The organism is Sinobacterium caligoides (assembly GCF_003752585.1).
Lineage (GTDB): Bacteria > Pseudomonadota > Gammaproteobacteria > Pseudomonadales > Sinobacteriaceae > Sinobacterium > Sinobacterium caligoides.
Window position 1 is genome coordinate 1,275,746 of the sequence record NZ_RKHR01000003.1, and the last position, 15,703, is coordinate 1,291,448.

Below are 15,703 nucleotides of genomic sequence, written 5' to 3' on the forward strand. Positions count from 1 at the left end.
AAGCCGTTTTATTGTTATCAAAACGGCGCTATTAACGGATCATGATATTAACGAACAAAAGTATTACCGGCGCCGAGCAGTGCATCGTCGGCAAAAATCGCCTCGGCGACACGGCCCTTGTGGAAGGCCTGATCGCCCCAGGTCTTATCCAGTGCCCAGGCTCGCTTCATATAAATATGCAGGTTCACTTCCCAGGTATAACCCATCGCACCGTGCACCTGAATAGAGTTTTTTGCCCCCAATAGCGACGCCGCACAGGCCATCGACTTGGCGTGGGAGACATTCTTATCCACAGACGAGACGTTGTTAGCGATGGCGTAGGCGGCTTGGGCGACGGTGGCCTTGGCGTATTCCAGCGGCACGGCGACGTTGGCCATGCGGTGCTTCACCGCCTGGAAGGTGCCGATGGCCACACCGAACTGGGTGCGCTCCGAGGTGTACTGTACCGAGATATCGATCATCCGCTGCGTCAGTCCCAGCGCCTGTGCAGCACAGCCGAGGGCGCCACGGTTGAGCGCGCCGTTAACCAGTGCCTGCGCCTCGTCACCCTCGGCAACCACCATTGCCCTGCTCTCATCGAAGCTGACCTGATAGAGCTTGCGGCTGGGGTCGACGGACTGATTATATTCCAGCGTCACGTCGGCCTGTTCAACGGCGTAGAGGTTGCCGTTCTTTTCCATCAATAACAGATCGGCGATGTGGGCATCTTCCACCAGCAGATTCTGCTCGAGGCCGACGGCAATCGTCGCCGCACCCTCGGCCACCTGAGGCAACCACTTCGCCTTTAGGTCTTCGTTAGAAGAGTTAACTAGCGTCGGCACCGCTACCAATACCGTCTGTACCAGCGGCTCGGGCAGTGCCACGTAGCCACACTCCTGTGCTAGCAGGACGAAGTCGAGTTCGTTCATACCCATGCCGCCGAAGGCTTCGGGCACGGTGAGACCGGTCAGGCCAAGCTCGGTCAGCTGGCCCCACAGCGCCGGGCTGCGACCGCTATCGGTCTCCCACAACTCGCGAATTTTCTCCGGGGTCACTTCATTGGTCAGGAAGTCGCGCACGCCTTCCTGAAACAGCAACTGGTCTTCGTTAAAAGTAAAATCCATTATCGCGACCCCTTATTTACGTGGCATACCGAGCATCCGCTCGGCAATGATGTTACGTTGAATTTCGTTGGTGCCGGCGTAGATCGGCCCCGACTGTGCGAACAAGAAACCGTCTAACCAGCTGCCGACACCCTTGGCCTGTGGCGCAAACGGCTCCAGCTCAGCGCGGGCGGCGAGGATATCCATCGCCACCTCGTGCATGGTCTGGTCCAGCTCTGACCAGAAGATCTTATTGGTCGATGACTCGGCACCGATCTTACCGCCCTTGATCAAGCGACAGGCGGTCTCGAAGGTGGTCAGGCAGTAAGATTCCGCCGCCATATAGGCCTTCACCACGGCGTCGCGAATCGCCGGGTCACGATCGGCCGAGGCCTGGTTTTCCTTGTACAGCTCGACCAAACGCTTGGCCGTCTGTTGAAAACGCGCCGGTGAACGCAGCATCAAACCGCGCTCGAAACCGGCCGTCGCCATCGCCACTTCCCAGCCCTGCCCCTCGTCACCGAGGCGACGGTTGACCGGCACCTTGACGTTGTCGAAGAAGATTTCAGCGAAGCCTGGCAGGCCGTCCAGCTGCGGAATCGGGTTGACGGTGATGCCCTCGAGATCCAGCGGCACCAGGATAAAGGTCAGGCCCTTGTGACGCTTCGACTCCGGATCGGTACGGAACATGCCGAAACACTGGTCGGCCCACACCGCGCGGGTGGACCAGGTCTTCTGGCCGTTGACGATGTAGTAATCGCCGCAATCGCTGAGTTCGGCCTTGGCGCGTACCGCCGCCATGTCAGAGCCAGCACCGGGCTCAGACCACCCCTGCGCCCAGACCTCGGTACCGTCGGCCATCTTCGGCAGGATCTCCGCCTTCTGCTCGTCGGTGCCGTATTCCATCAGCGTCGGGCCGAGCAGGAAGATGCCGTTCTGGTTGACTCGGCTCGGTGCCTTGGCGCGGAAATACTCTTCCTCGAAAATTAACCACTGAATCAGATCGGCATCACGTCCACCGAGCTCGCTCGGCCAGGTCACCATGCCCCAACGCCCCTCGTTCATCTTGGCTTCCCACTCGCGGTGTTGTTGGAAGCCCTCGGCGGTGTCGTAGGTTTTTAGCGGCTCGGCAGGTACGTTCGCTGCCAGCCAGGCACGCACTTCCTGGCGGAAAGCGTCGTGTTCAGCGGTAAAATTTAAATCCATCATCAGCCTCTTCGGTTGAGTCGATTGGTCGCTCAATGCTGTTTATTTTTCTATTTATCGTTGCTGTCTGTTTTTCTATTAATTATTGCTGCGCTCTGTTGCAGCGGTATTAATTGGCTTCAGAAAACGCCGCCTCGCGCTTGTTGACGAAGGCATCGCGTGATTCCGCTGAATCCGGCGACTGATAGGCCTCGAGGGTGAAGCCCTGCTCGGAGCGGTACTTGTCTTCCAGGTTGCCGTCTTCGATGCCGGTCAGCGCCTCTTTCGCCAGCGCGATCATCCGCGGCGACTTCTCGGCGATGGCGTCGGCAATCTCTCGGGCCACGGGCAACAACTGCTCACGCGGCACCACGCGCTCGACGGCACCCAGACGATAGGCTTCGGCGGCGTCGATCGGCAGACCGGTAAAATACATGTAGCGCACTTTCTGCACCGGGAACATACGCTGCAGATGGGCACCGCCGCCCATCGCACCGCGATCGACCTCGGGCACAGCGAAGGTGGCACACTCGGAGGCGATGATGATGTCGGCAGCGCCGGAGATGCCGATACCGCCACCAAGTACGAAGCCGTGCACGGCGACGATCACCGGCTTATCGTTGAGATGAATGGCCTTGAAGGTGTCGTAGTTGCCCTTGTTGACCTTGACGATCAGTGAGTCATCGGCGTCGAGCTCTTTGATATCGACACCGGCACAGAAGCCACGACCCTCGGCGGCGATGATGATCACGCGGCAGGCATCGTTGTTGCCTAGCGCCTCGATCTCGGCGGCAATCTGCGCCCACTCGACAGAGGAGAAGGCGTTGACCGGTGGCTTGTCGAAGATCAGTTCGGCGACGCCGTTTTCGATAGTGAGCTTAAAAGGCTTTTGCATGGTAGTTTCTCTTGTTATTCGACGGCGGCGGCAACGGGGGCTGCGGCGCTAGAGGAAGTGAGGGTGGCGAGGTGGGCGAGACGCTGCTCGGCCTCACTGACGATACCGCTAATAATCTGTTCACAGCTGAGCAGGCTGTCGATGACACCGGCCACCTGACCCGAGGGCAGCACCCCCTCGTCGGGCAGGCCATCGACCATCGCCTTCTGAATAATCATCGGCGCGTTGGCCGACATGATGGCCTGGGCCGGGGTGATGTCGCCGGTCTTGGTCATCGCCAGCGCCGACTGCAGCAGGCTGAAGATGCTGGCACCGGTGAACTTGCGGAACTTCAGGCCGTTGCGCAGGGCGATCAGCAGGCGCTTGGCAGTACCGGCCTTCTCCAGCTCCTCGAGCATCTGGTTGACGATCATGCGCTGCGGCAGGCCATCCATCGCCGTGGAGACGATGATGCTCTGTGGTGTCTGGCAGTCGACGTAGCGCTGCTTGGTCTGCGCCGGTGTCGGCGACTCCTGACTCATCAGGAAGCGCGTGCCCATGGCGATACCATCGGCACCAAACGACAGCGCTGCGACGAGGCCACGGCCATCTTTGAAACCACCGGCGGCGACGACCGGCACGCGGCCGGCGACGGCGTCGACCACCTGCGGGATCAGTAGGCTGGTCGGCACCGAACCGGTGTGACCACCGCCCTCGCCCCCCTGCACGGTGACCGCATCGGCGCCCATCTCAATCGCCTTCAAGGCATGCTTCGGCAGGCCGATGGTCGGCATGCAGACGACGCCGTTATCCTTCAGCTTGGCGACCATTTCCTTGCCCGGCGAGCGCGAGTAGCTGACCGCCTTGATGCCATGCTTAATCACCAGATCGATGATCTCGCTGGCGTTGGGCTGGTACATGTGGAAGTTGATGCCAAAGCGCTGGTCGGTTAATTCCTTGGTGCGCAGGATGTCGCGCTCGACCTCTTCGGGGGGAATCGTGGCGCCGGCCAAAAAGCCGAAACCACCGGCGTTGGAGGTGCCGGCAACAAGATTGGGATCGGCGACCCAGCCCATGGCGGTCTGTACCACCGGGTAACGACAACCCAGTAGCTCGGTGAGCCTGGTGTTCAACTGATCGGACATTTACAGCACCTTTACCGTCTGACCTTCAGCCACCATCGGCCGGCTAAAGGCGTGTGTTATTTCGCAGATCTCGGTGTTTGTTATCGTTGGCGTCGCCGAGCGATCAATCGCCCAACAAACCCCGCGTTAGCACCGAGTCGTTATTCATTATGCTGAAAGGCACGACGCCGCGAAAACCCCATTTGGGTTAACGCGGCGCGCAAAAACAGCGCTTAAGAACGGTCCCCTTTCGGGTTGTCTTTGAGCTGCTTGGAACGGAAGTCGCGGGGATCGATGGCGCGGATGATCTCCAGCTGCTGCTCCGTTGGGGCCGCCGTAATGGCGACGTCGGCGGGGATCTCCAGCGGGAAGCCGGTGTTCTCGACCACCTGCTCAACGGTAATGCCGGGGTGTAGCGACACCAGGCGCACCGCCTTGTTGGCACCGCCGAAATCCAACACACAGAGATCGGTGATAATCAGCCCGATCTCGATATCGTCGAAGCTATAACCCTTGGGCAGACGCTCGGGGTTGTAGCCGATCGAGTTGACCACATCACACTCGCCGGCAACGAAGACGCGGCTGTTGTGGCTGGGCACGAAGAACGAGTTGCCGTGGCTGATCGAGTTACCGGGCAGGCCGCGCATGCCGAGCATCTGCACCTTGGGCTGCTCGTAGGTGCCGCCGATGCAAGAGATATTGGCCTGACCGAAGCGGTCGATCTGCGTCGGCCCGATCATCGCGTGACGCTTGCCGCTCCAGACGTTGTCGAAGATGCGGCTAAAGCCCATCCAGGTCTCGTTGCGCTGCACGTATTCACTGTCGCGGCTCAGCGGGTTCGGCTCGTGCAGTAAATATGCCTCCGAGTCGGTCATCATCAAGTCCGGATTAGTGGTCTTCATCGCCAGTGAAGCGGCGATGCGCGGGATGACGCCAATACCGGTGGCGAGGACTTCGCCCTCGTTGGCGAAGGATTGAGAAGCCGCGACAATCATCAATTCGGCTAGGGTGTAATCAGTAGCGGGTGTGCTCATAATAGTATTTTCCTTAGTGACTGTTAGACGCTCAATTGCGGGCCAATTAATACACCGGCTGCGGCAATTTCTGGATGGCGTCTAAGCCGCCGACTTTCTCTTGGTACTCTGCTTCACTGCTGTCTTTGATGTACTTGTCAAAATACGCGGCAAAACCACCGTCTTTGGCGCTGGCGTTATATTCCTTGAAGTGCGGGACATCGAAGCCGTAGCCGGGCTGACAGGAACTGGGGTGTGCGCCGCCGGGTACACAGGCAACGCCCTGGGTCATGGTGCGCTCCCAGAGCACGTAACGCGACTCGACAGGATCGTTGAAGTATTCGCTCTCGACGATCTCCTCACAGGTGACAAAGGTCTGGTCGGCGGCGCGGGCGAACCACTCATCCATGAAGAAGTCGGGGCCCTTGGACTGGCAGACACCGCGGCTGTCGGCACGGTCGGCGTGCAGGAAGGAGACGTCCAGCTTCAGCGCCGGCATCGCCACCCACTCTTTCTCATCGTAGGGGCTATCGATGGTCTTGATCTCGGGGTTGACCTTCAACACGTCGGTACCCAGACCAATCTTGGTCGGCATGAACGGCATGCCCCAGGCGGCGGCGCGCAGGCCTAGCAACATCATGCCCTCATCGATCTCCATGGTCTCGATGGCGCCCTTCTGGCGGGCCTGGCGGAAGTAGGGTTCCAGCGGGATAAAGTCGAGCGAGACGAAGGCAAAAACCACTTTCTTGACCTTGCCGGCCGCGCAGAGCATGCCGACATCGGCACCGCCGTAGGCGACGACGGTCAAGTCTTTCACATCTGAACGCAAGATCTCACGGATCACCGCCATCGGCTTGCGACGTGGTCCCCAGCCGCCGATACCGATCGTCATACCGTCGCGTAGCTCGCCAACCATGTCTTGAATGGTCATTCGCTTATCCATGGAGCTTCCTCATCATGTTGTCTAGTTGATTTTATTGTTTGTACTAGTGCTGAATCTGCGCCCCGCTACCGCTCGTTGACGCCGTCGCGGGTCACACCGAGGGGAGAGCTAGACCGGAGGACATCCCGGGCAATAAACGGAGCACAAATACGCATTCTTATATTATTAACAGCAAAAAGCTTATTATTCATTATTTTTACAGCTTTTTGCTACGCATACCAACGATAAAGGGTGGTTTTTTATTAAGTTTGCGTTAATGCGACACAAGCGGCCTAGCCGACAATACGACTGACCCGGTAGTCGTGCTTGACAAAGTTAACCCCTAGCGAGGTCTCGGTACGACGAATGCCTTTGATGGTGCTGATATTGGAGTGTAGGAAGTCAGTCAACTGCTCGGTGTCCTGCACCAGCGTGATGGCGAGGATGTCGAAGCGGCCGAGCATCTTGGCGACAAAACCCATCGCCGGAATCTCACTCAACTGCGCGGCGATCTGATCGACGTCGCTGCTGTAGTCGACATCGACCCAGATAAAGGCCAGACAGGGGTTCTTCAGCTTTTCGATGTTGGTGACGGCGGTGATGCGAATCAGCTTCTCATCCTGCATGCGCTTGATCCGCGAGCGCACGGTGCCCTCGGTAATGCCCAACTCGGCGGCAATCTTGCGGTTGCTGATGCGCGCATCCCGGGACAAGAACTTGAGGATCTGTTCGTCCACATCATCTAAACGGCGTTTACTCATAGTCTCACTCTCATCGCAACCATCGCGCCCGCGGCGCTATTCAAAGGGCACCCAGTTGGGCTGGTTCTTCAGCACATCGACGGCCATCGAGGGCATGATCTTGCGCACCCCCTTCACCTCGGCCAGCTGCCGCAGCATCGCGTCGACCGCCTGCTGATCCTGGGCGATGCTCAGCACCTCGATATCGTGACTGCCGACCACCTGACTGACCGAATAGACGCCCTCGACCTTGGCCAGGTCCGTCGACACGTCCAGCGCCGGACGGCCCTCGACCTGAACACCGACGGCCAGCAGCATGCCGAAGCCCGCCGCCTCGATATCGGTGACGGCGACCACACGCATGGTTTCCGACTCCTCGAGACGCTTGACCCGCGCTCGCACCGTCGCCTCGGTCAAGCCGAGTTCCTTGGCCAGGCTGCGATAAGGCATGCGGCCGTCGGTGCGCAACAGCGCGATGATCTGGTAGTCGACATCGTCGAGCGCCAAGTTATTGGCACTGGCGATGCGGCTACTCACCGCATCTCGGTAATCAGTCATGATGTTCCTCTACAACTTAACAACACACTAGGTTGCCGCCCTGGCGGCAACCCGCTTCTTCAATTCTGGCTTCACCACCTTGCCCGAGGCATTCAGCGGTAACGCCGCGATGAACTCGACAAAATACGGACACTTATAACGCGCCAGCTGTGCCGCGCAGGCCTGCTTGATCGCCTCTTCATCGACATCGCTGCCGGGCTGACGCACCACAAAGGCCATCCCCACCTCGCCCTGCGGCGGCTTGTCGACACCGATCACGGCGACCTGTGCCACCCCCTCGACGCCGTAGATCACCTTCTCGATCTCGGCCGGGTAGACATTCTCGCCGTTCATGATGTACATGTCTTTCAGGCGATCGGTGATGGTCAGGTAACCGCGCGCATCCATCACCCCGATGTCGCCGGTACGCATCCAACCGTCGCTGTCGATGGCCTCACGCGTCGCCTCCGGCATATCGAAGTAGCCCTGCATGACGTTGTAGCCACGCACCCAGATCTCGCCCTCGGCACCGCGCGCCACCTCGACACCGGTGGCCGGGTCGGCACACTTCACCTCGACACCATCGATGGCACGACCGGAGGTCTTGGAGATGGTCTCCGGATCATCGTCGGGGCGGCAGATAGTCACCACGCCACAGGATTCGGTCAAGCCGTAGGCGGTCACCACCACCTCGAAGCCGAGCTGTTCACGCATGTCTTTGACCAGCTGTACCGGCACCGCGGCCGCGCCGGTGACACCGAGGCGCAAACTGGAAATATCGTAGTCCTGGCGCTGTGGATGGGCGAGAATCATCTCGTATAGCGATGGCGCCCCCGGCAGCATCGTCACCTGGTCGGCGGCGATCTGTGCCAGCACTTTGTCTTTGTCGAAGGCCAGCACCGGCAGGATTTTAGCACCGGTCAACAGACAAGCCAACCAGCCCGCCTTGTAACCGAAGCTATGGAAGAATGGATTAATGATCAAATAGTTGTCATCGCTGCGCAAGCCGACGGTGGCCGCCCACTGCTCGAACACGCGGATATTCTGTCCGTGGTTACACAGCACGCCCTTCGGCTTGCCCGTGGTGCCCGAGGTGAACAACATATCCATCGGGTCTTCGGCGCTGATCGAGGCGGCGCGCGCGCTGGCACGCTCGGCAGTCACCGTCTCACCACTCTCGAGGAATTGCCCCCAGCTGGTGGCGCGTGCATCATCGCCCTGCAGTAACACGATCTGCTGTAACTGTGGCAACGATTGCTGCGCCAACAGATCCAGTACCGCGCCCTTCTCCAGCTGTGGATAAGTAAACAACAGCTTGGCCCCGGAACGGTCGATGATGTCCGCCGCCTCGCTACCCTGTAGACGTGTGTTCAGCGGCACGAGGATTGCGCCGGCCTGCTGTAGGCCGATCGCCGCGACGATCCATTCGACGACGTTGGGCGCCCAGATGGCGACGCGGTCGCCCTTGTCGACGCCGGCCGCCATCACCGCACGCGCGGCAAAATTCGCCTGTTCGGCGAGCTGGCGGAAGCTCCACTGGGTATTGCCATCTTGGATGGCGATGTTATCGGCATAGCGCGCTACGGCCGCTTCAATCACAGCAGGCAGCGTCATCGCTTGGGCAGCGTGCGTCACGGGGCTGTCCTCTCTAATAATTATGGGTGAGCCAGGTATATTGTTATTTGGCGGTTTTATATTGTTATTTGGCGATTTTATCTTGTTATTTGGCGATCTATAGTAGAAGCAAGCCTGCACAGGCGCAACCAGTATGCGTAGTAATTTGCTTACTTTTCTACGAATATCGAAGCAACACTCACACCTTGCTGCGACCCCCGGCGTATTAATTTCACCCGCGACAAAGACGGCGAGGTACTAGCCCGTCACCTTCGCCATCCACCAACAGTCGCCGCGCTGCTCGATACGTCGCTCCCGCTTGAGCTTCAATAGATGCGCCTCGAGCGAAAATATCGCCATTCCGTGCATCGCCTCCGGCACGTCGTCGTAGACCGCCGCCACCAGCTGCGCCATGCTCTGCTCGCCCGCACCGGCCAGCGCCTGCACCACCTTCTGCTCCCGCCCCATGCGGTGGGCGATGACGGCGTCGATCATCGCCCACGGCTCTGCCACCACCTCGCCGTGCGCCGGGCCAATCGCCGCAATGGGGTACTGCCGCAGCTTCTCTAACGAGGCAATGTAATCGTACATATCCCCCGACGGCGGCACGATCACCACCGTCGAACCATTCATCAGATGGTCGCCGGCCAGCAATAGGCCGCTATTTTTCTCCAGCAGGCAGTAGTGGTTGCTGACGTGGCCGGGGGTGAAGATCGCCTGCAGCTCAAACTCCTCGGTGCGCAGCTGCCAGCCGTCAAACAGCTCCTCATCGGCGACGAATAATTCGTCTTGGAACTGTTGGTCATCCGCCGCCTTGCCGATCTGGGGCGCACCGCTGAGCTCGGCGAGACGGCGACCGGCAGGCGAGTGGTCCGGGTGGGTATGGGTCATGATGATATGCGTAATCGTGCACCCCTGCGCCGTCAACAGCTGATAAATCAGCTCGGCGTGGCCCTGTTCGATGGGACCGGGATCGATCACCGCCACGTGTTGCCGGCCGATGATATAGGTATTGGTGCCCTCGCCGGTCAACGGCCCGGGGTTGGGCGCGGTGATGCGGCGCACCCACGGATTCAGGGTGACGAGTTCGCCGTGCGTAATCTTCATAGTACAACCTTATTATTATTCAAACTGCCTAACACACTTTATTGCGCGGCAACAATGATAGCAAATGCGTTATTATTTTTTTTATTATGACGACTGCAAACTTCCGCAAGCCGTCACAAATCCTTCATATTTTCGCCTCACATATGTCATAAAACACCGGTAAAACGTCCCTGAAAAATAATCATTATCAGAGAGACACCTATGTTGAGTGCTGCAAAAAAATTTAATGCTGCAAAAAAAAATGCCCCGCTGTTTTGTAAACGTAATTTCCTGCTCGCCAGCACGCTATTGATGATCAGCGGTTGCGGTTCCGACGGTTCTGATAACACGCCAGTGCCACCGCCGACGCCAACACCGGCACCCGAACCAGCACCAGCACCAGCACCAACCGACCCCAGCATGACGCTGATCGGGCGCTTCAACGACGGCCAGCAACTTGACCAGGGCATGGCCGAGATTGTCAGCTTTCACGCCGCCAGCCAGAGCATCTTAGTCATTAACGCCGCCGCCAGCCGCGTCGACATCCTCGACGCCAGCGAGCTCGACAGCGAGGCACTCAGCGAGCCTACATCGAACAGCAACCTCAGCCGCCGCAGCCAACTGGATGTCGGTGCCGATGTCGAACAGGCCGTCACCGGCTTCACCAGCGGCGGCATCAACAGCGTCGCCGTCAACGGTAATCTGATGGCCGTCGCGGTAGAAAACGATGCCCGTCAGGCCGACGGTTTCATCGCCTTCTACCAGCTCGATAACCTGGGTGCAGCCACCTTCATCAGCGCCGTCGAGGCCGGTGCGCTACCCGACAACGTCCAGATCTCCAGCGACGGCCGCTGGGTAGTGTCGGCCAACGAGGGCGAACCCTCCGGCGACTACAGCAACGACCCCGAAGGCAGTATCAGCGTCATCGCCGTCACCGACGGCAGCCCGGCCAGCGAGGCCAGCCAGCTACGCTTCAACGAGTTCAATAGCGATGGCAGCCGCGCCGCCGAGCTGCCCGCGGGCGTCCGCATCTCGCACCCCGGCGCTACCGTCGCCCAGGACCTCGAGCCGGAGTATGTCGCCTTCTCTGCCGATAACAGCACCGCCTATGTGTCGCTGCAGGAAAACAATGCCATCGCCGTCATCGATCTCGATAACCCCCATATCGAGCGCATCTTCGCCCTCGGCAGCATCGATCACGGCGCCGTCGACAACGGCCTCGACGCCAGCAATAAAGACGCCTGCGATGAGGACGACATCGCCGACGGCAAGTGCAGCACCGTCAACGACGGCATCAACATTCGCCGCTACCAACACCTCTACGGCCTGCCGATGCCCGACAGCATCGCCAGCTACAGCCTGAACGACACCCGCTACGTGGTCACCGCCAACGAGGGTGACTCGCGGGAGTACAGCTACAGCACCGACGAGGCCAGCTGCGAGGCCGCCGGCCACGACTACGATGACGGCAGCTGTTTCTCCTGGGTCGACGAAAAGCGCATCGGCAAGCTAGATCTTGATGCCAGCATCTTCGACAGCAGTCTGCAGGACAACGCACAGCTCGGTCGTCTGAAGGTGATGCGCGACCAGGGTCGCAACGCCAGCGGTGAATACGAGGCCCTCTATGCCTTCGGTGGTCGCTCCTTCAGCATCTTCAACGCCGATAGCGGCGAGCGGGTGTTCAACTCCGGCGATGACTTCGAGCAGATCACCGCGACGCAACTCGGCAGCCAAGGCTTCAACAACAATAACGACGAGAACGCCTTTGATAACCGCTCCGACGACAAGGGTCCCGAGCCCGAAGCCCTCGCCATCGGCCTGATCGACGAGCGCCACTACGCCTTCATCGGCCTCGAGCGCACCGGCGGCATCATGCTCTACGACATCACTGAGCCCAGCAGCCCCCGCTTCCTCGAGTACACCCTCAACCGCAACCTCGATAGCGACATCGAAAACGAACTGGCCAGCGCCGGCGACCTCGGCCCCGAGGGCATGAAGTTTGTCGAGGCGGCACACAGCCCCACCGGTCACCCGTTGTTGCTGGTCGGTAACGAGGTCAGTGGCACCACCTCGGTCTACGAGATCAAGTAAGCCGCAGCACTATCAGCAGAGCATAAAAAAGGCGCCCTAAGGGCGCCTTTTTTGTCCGTGCGATTATCGCTTGTCGATTACTCGACGCCGGCGATATCGACCTTGGTGTCGACGTCAGCGGTGTAGTCGACGTTCTCCATCTCGAAGCCGAACAGGCGCATGAACTCATGCTTGTAGTCGACGAAGTCAGTCATCTCAGGGATGTTCTCGGTGGTCACCTGATCCCACAGTGCCTCGACCTGCTGCTGAATCGCAGGCTCAAGCTCTTTACCGTCGGCGCGCAGGCGGCCATCTTCGTCGATAATCGGCTGATCGCCATAAAGGCTGTCGCGGAACAGGCCGTAGACCTGCTCGATGCAGCCTTCGTGAGTACCCGCTTCCTTCATCACCTTGAACAGCAGTGACAGGTAGAGCGGCATCACTGGGATCGCCGAGCTGGCCTGAGTAACAACGGCCTTGAGTACAGAGACGCGAGCATCGCCACCGTGGGCGGCCAGCTTGGCACGGATATCGATCACCTTCTTATCGAGGTCTTTCTTCGCCTCGCCGATGGTGCCGTTCCAGTAGATGTCCTGAGTGACCTTCTCACCGAGGTAGGTATAGGCGGTGGTCTTAGCACCGTCGGCCAACACACCGGCTTCGCCCAGCGCGTCCATCCACATCTGCCAGTCTTCGCCACCCATGACGTTGACGGTGTTGCTGATGTCGTCACCCTCGGCGGCAGGCAGCGTCACCTCTTGAATAACCTGCTTGTCAGTGTTGATGCCACGCAGGGTCACGTCGCTGCCGATTGGCTTCAGGCAAGAGTTGAACACCTCACCGGTCTTCGGGTGGGTGCGGCGTGGCGAGGCCAAGCTGTAGACCACCAGGTCGACCTGGCCCAGGTCGCGCTTGATCACCTCGATGGTCTGCTGCTTGATCTCATCGCTGAAGGCGTCGCCGTTGATGCTCTTGGCGTACAGGCCCTCTTGCTCGGCAAACTTGTGGAAGGCAGCAGAGTTGTACCAGCCCGCCGTGCCCGGCTTGGTCTCGGTGCCCGGCTTCTCGAAGAACAGGCCGAGGGTCGAGGCGCCGCCGCCGAAGGCCGCCGAGATGCGCGAGGCCAAACCGTAACCGGTTGAGGCACCGATGACTAGGACACGCTTAGGAGCGCCTGCAATCGCTCCCTGCGCCTTAACGTATTCGATCTGTTGTCTAACGTTCTCTTCACAACCCGCTGGATGCGAGGTGATACACATAAAACCACGAACACGAGGCTTAATAATCATTGCGGTACCTGTCATTGTCGCCGATTTCAAACACAATCGGCCGGTAAAAAGTTGAGCTCCAGATGCTGTTAACCGAGGCCAACAGCGTACTTAGGAGCGGTATTATAAACGTCTGCCGCTGAATCACTAGTAGTCACTGTCAACTATCCGCTGAGTCTTTGACGGCGGCCCTGGCAATCACTCGACACAGCAACATCATGATGGATATCAGCTGACTAAAGATGATCTTACTGTTCTATAGAGTGGGGGCATACGGTGAAAATGCAAACAGTCAATACGCGGCAGTCTGCCGACAAGCCGCCTAGCGGCCCTCATCCAAGATCATAAAGCTCAGAAACACCGTCAACAGCGCCAACCCCACGATCCAACTTAACTGGCCGACGATCAACATCACCCCGCCCATGATCAACCACAAGTTCTTCACCCAGTCGCGCCGTCGCCGGCTCGACGAGCCCGAGCGAAACCGCAGCAAATACTTGCGCTCGCTGAAGCGTCGCCACAGGCGCCAGAACAGTGCCAGCAACCAGCGCCACAGCGCCGCTATCGTCTCACTCAAAGCCCTCATCATCTCGCTCCGTACTGCCGCGATGTCACTAAGCATAGCCAATCTTCGGCGCTTTCATCATCGTCTGTCCATCCGCCCTTGGCTAATGACGGCGTCTGCGGTATAACTTGCCTCCAATCACGAGTGAGACACGAGACAGCATGAGTAACGATATCCACAAACAGCCCCTGCAGGCTTACTCTGTCGGTGATTCCAGCTGGCCGATGGAGCGCTGCCTGGTCGTCTTCGCCTTCAAAGGTGTCGACGCCAAGGTACTCGGTTCCGACCATATCGAGTGGGAAAATTGGCTGACCCTGCGCGCCGAGCGCCGCGCCGACCTCGACCACCACCTCAAGAGCGATGCCAGCGAAGCCTACATCGCCCCGGATCTAACCTAGGTGTCACGGCGAGGCCACAACCATGCACGATAAGGCTCACAGCTGCCCGCTGTGTGGCGGCGATAACCGCTGCGGTGCCGACAGCAACAGCCAGGCGACGCCCTGCTGGTGCATGCACAACAAGGTCGATCAGCAGCGCCTACAGCGTGCTCACCCGCAGCTCGCCGATCAGCAGTGCCTGTGCCAGCACTGCCTAGCCCCCTTCTTATTCAGCCAGCCGTCGACAGCCGCTGACGACGACTTGGGCACCGATATTATGGCCCCGCACAAGGCCTCCGACGACAAGGAAAAGCAATGATTAAAGGCAACCCAATCAAGGGGATGTACTACTTCACCCAGGGCTTCAAGCTCCTCAACACGCCCGGTCTGCGCGCCTATGTCGCCGTTCCCCTAGCGATCAATATCCTACTGTTCAGCAGCATGATCTACTGGGCTTATACGCAGATCGGCGAGATCAGCACCTGGCTGGTCGGCTACCTACCCGGCTGGCTAGCCTGGGTCACCTGGCTGATGATACCGCTGTTCTTCATCGGCATCTTCTTCATCATCATGTACACCTTTACCGCCATCGCCACCATCATCGCCAGCCCCTTCAACGGCCTGCTGTCGGAGAAGCTCGAACAACACCTCACCGGCCACGTTAGCGCCGATACCGGCTGGAAGCAGATGATGGCGACCGTGCCACGCACACTCAAGCGCGAAATGCAGAAGCTGGGCTACCAGATACCGCTGTTGATCGTGGTCGCCCTGCTCGCCTTCATCCCCTTCATCGGCATGCTGTCGTCGCCGCTGTGGTTACTGCTCGGCGCCTGGATGATGGCGATTCAGTACATCGACATCCCCTTCGACAACCATCTGCAGCCCTTCGACAGCGTTAAGTTCTCCTGTCGTCAACACCGCTTCACCAGCCTCGGCTTCGGCGCCACAGCGACCCTGCTCAGCTTGATACCGCTGGTCAACCTGATCGTGATGCCCGCCGCCGTCTGCGGCGCCACCCTGTTCTGGGTCGAGCAACTGAAGGCCGAGAACGGCATCGACCCTCGACCTCCCGGTCAGGGCAACGCCGGCGGCCAGCCCCAACCGCACCGACAGAGTACTCAACTCAACCAGCCCAGCAGTGCCAAACCGACTAACTATCCGAATCAACGCGACTAACACCTCGGCGCAACTTGACCCGGGGCTCGCCCCGCGCCGACGACCAACCGTCGTCGGCGGTTGATGACGA

Annotated in this window: 16 protein-coding genes; 4 read left to right on the forward strand and 12 right to left on the reverse strand. The window is 59.4% G+C overall.

The genetic code is table 11. The features are described from left to right. Nucleotides 1-47: 47 nt before the first annotated feature. The 10 genes from EDC56_RS05685 to EDC56_RS05730 all read right to left on the reverse strand — a co-directional run bounded on the left by EDC56_RS05685 (nucleotide 48) and on the right by EDC56_RS05730 (nucleotide 10,198). Nucleotides 48-1,103, reverse strand: a complete 1,056-nt coding sequence (locus tag EDC56_RS05685; protein ID WP_123711509.1) for an acyl-CoA dehydrogenase family protein — start codon at nucleotides 1,101-1,103, stop codon at nucleotides 48-50. A 12-nt stretch (nucleotides 1,104-1,115) separates the two neighbouring features. Continuing rightward, nucleotides 1,116-2,291 carry an acyl-CoA dehydrogenase family protein gene (locus EDC56_RS05690; protein WP_245980644.1) on the reverse strand — a complete coding sequence of 392 codons (1,176 nt, stop codon included), beginning with the start codon at nucleotides 2,289-2,291 and terminating at the stop codon, nucleotides 1,116-1,118. Between the two features lie 106 nt (nucleotides 2,292-2,397). Next, entirely contained in the window at nucleotides 2,398-3,162 is a 765-nt protein-coding gene (locus EDC56_RS05695; protein ID WP_123711510.1) for an enoyl-CoA hydratase family protein, read from the reverse strand. Between the two features lie 14 nt (nucleotides 3,163-3,176). Beyond that, entirely contained in the window at nucleotides 3,177-4,286 is a 1,110-nt protein-coding gene (locus tag EDC56_RS05700; RefSeq protein WP_123711511.1) for an NAD(P)H-dependent flavin oxidoreductase, read from the reverse strand. Between the two features lie 212 nt (nucleotides 4,287-4,498). Next, nucleotides 4,499-5,299, reverse strand: coding sequence for a CoA-transferase subunit beta (locus EDC56_RS05705; RefSeq protein ID WP_123711512.1), 801 nt, complete (start codon nucleotides 5,297-5,299; stop codon nucleotides 4,499-4,501). A 46-nt stretch (nucleotides 5,300-5,345) separates the two neighbouring features. Next, the gene (locus EDC56_RS05710; protein ID WP_123711513.1) at nucleotides 5,346-6,221 is read right to left on the reverse strand and encodes a CoA transferase subunit A; all 876 of its coding nucleotides are present in this window, start codon (nucleotides 6,219-6,221) and stop codon (nucleotides 5,346-5,348) included. Between the two features lie 272 nt (nucleotides 6,222-6,493). Further along, on the reverse strand, nucleotides 6,494-6,961 hold the full coding sequence (locus EDC56_RS05715) for an Lrp/AsnC family transcriptional regulator (RefSeq protein ID WP_123711514.1): 468 nt from the start codon (nucleotides 6,959-6,961) through the stop codon (nucleotides 6,494-6,496). A 36-nt stretch (nucleotides 6,962-6,997) separates the two neighbouring features. After that, the gene (locus tag EDC56_RS05720) at nucleotides 6,998-7,498 is read right to left on the reverse strand and encodes an Lrp/AsnC family transcriptional regulator (protein ID WP_123711515.1); all 501 of its coding nucleotides are present in this window, start codon (nucleotides 7,496-7,498) and stop codon (nucleotides 6,998-7,000) included. Nucleotides 7,499-7,525: 27 nt separating this feature from the next. Then, nucleotides 7,526-9,232 carry a FadD3 family acyl-CoA ligase gene (locus EDC56_RS05725; protein ID WP_245980646.1) on the reverse strand — a complete coding sequence of 569 codons (1,707 nt, stop codon included), beginning with the start codon at nucleotides 9,230-9,232 and terminating at the stop codon, nucleotides 7,526-7,528. Between the two features lie 117 nt (nucleotides 9,233-9,349). Then, on the reverse strand, nucleotides 9,350-10,198 hold the full coding sequence (locus EDC56_RS05730) for an MBL fold metallo-hydrolase (protein WP_123711517.1): 849 nt from the start codon (nucleotides 10,196-10,198) through the stop codon (nucleotides 9,350-9,352). 201 nt (nucleotides 10,199-10,399) lie between these two features. Here EDC56_RS05730 and EDC56_RS05735 point away from each other — a divergent pair, with 201 nt between their 5' ends. Further along, nucleotides 10,400-12,268: a choice-of-anchor I family protein gene (locus EDC56_RS05735; RefSeq protein ID WP_123711518.1), complete on the forward strand. Its 1,869-nt coding sequence runs from the start codon at nucleotides 10,400-10,402 to the stop codon at nucleotides 12,266-12,268. Between the two features lie 77 nt (nucleotides 12,269-12,345). Here EDC56_RS05735 and fabV read toward each other — a convergent pair whose 3' ends face one another. Beyond that, entirely contained in the window at nucleotides 12,346-13,536 is a 1,191-nt protein-coding gene (gene fabV / locus EDC56_RS05740) for an enoyl-ACP reductase FabV (RefSeq protein ID WP_123711519.1), read from the reverse strand. Between the two features lie 301 nt (nucleotides 13,537-13,837). After that, nucleotides 13,838-14,143 (reverse strand): hypothetical protein, encoded by a 306-nt coding sequence (locus EDC56_RS05745; RefSeq protein ID WP_148059329.1) that lies wholly within the window; start codon nucleotides 14,141-14,143, stop codon nucleotides 13,838-13,840. Nucleotides 14,144-14,241: 98 nt separating this feature from the next. On the opposite strand from EDC56_RS05745, the gene EDC56_RS05750 reads away from it, so the two are divergent. From EDC56_RS05750 to cysZ, 3 genes are read left to right on the forward strand one after another with little or no spacing between them, the layout of a single operon-like run. After that, entirely contained in the window at nucleotides 14,242-14,478 is a 237-nt protein-coding gene (locus EDC56_RS05750) for a hypothetical protein (protein WP_123711521.1), read from the forward strand. A 22-nt stretch (nucleotides 14,479-14,500) separates the two neighbouring features. Beyond that, nucleotides 14,501-14,776 carry a cysteine-rich CWC family protein gene (locus EDC56_RS05755; RefSeq protein WP_123711522.1) on the forward strand — a complete coding sequence of 92 codons (276 nt, stop codon included), beginning with the start codon at nucleotides 14,501-14,503 and terminating at the stop codon, nucleotides 14,774-14,776. Next, a complete protein-coding gene (gene cysZ, locus EDC56_RS05760) occupies nucleotides 14,773-15,633 on the forward strand; it encodes a sulfate transporter CysZ (RefSeq protein WP_123711523.1) in 861 nt (286 codons plus the stop codon). The genes EDC56_RS05755 and cysZ overlap by 4 nt, the downstream gene beginning before the upstream one ends. Nucleotides 15,634-15,703 lie beyond the last annotated feature (70 nt).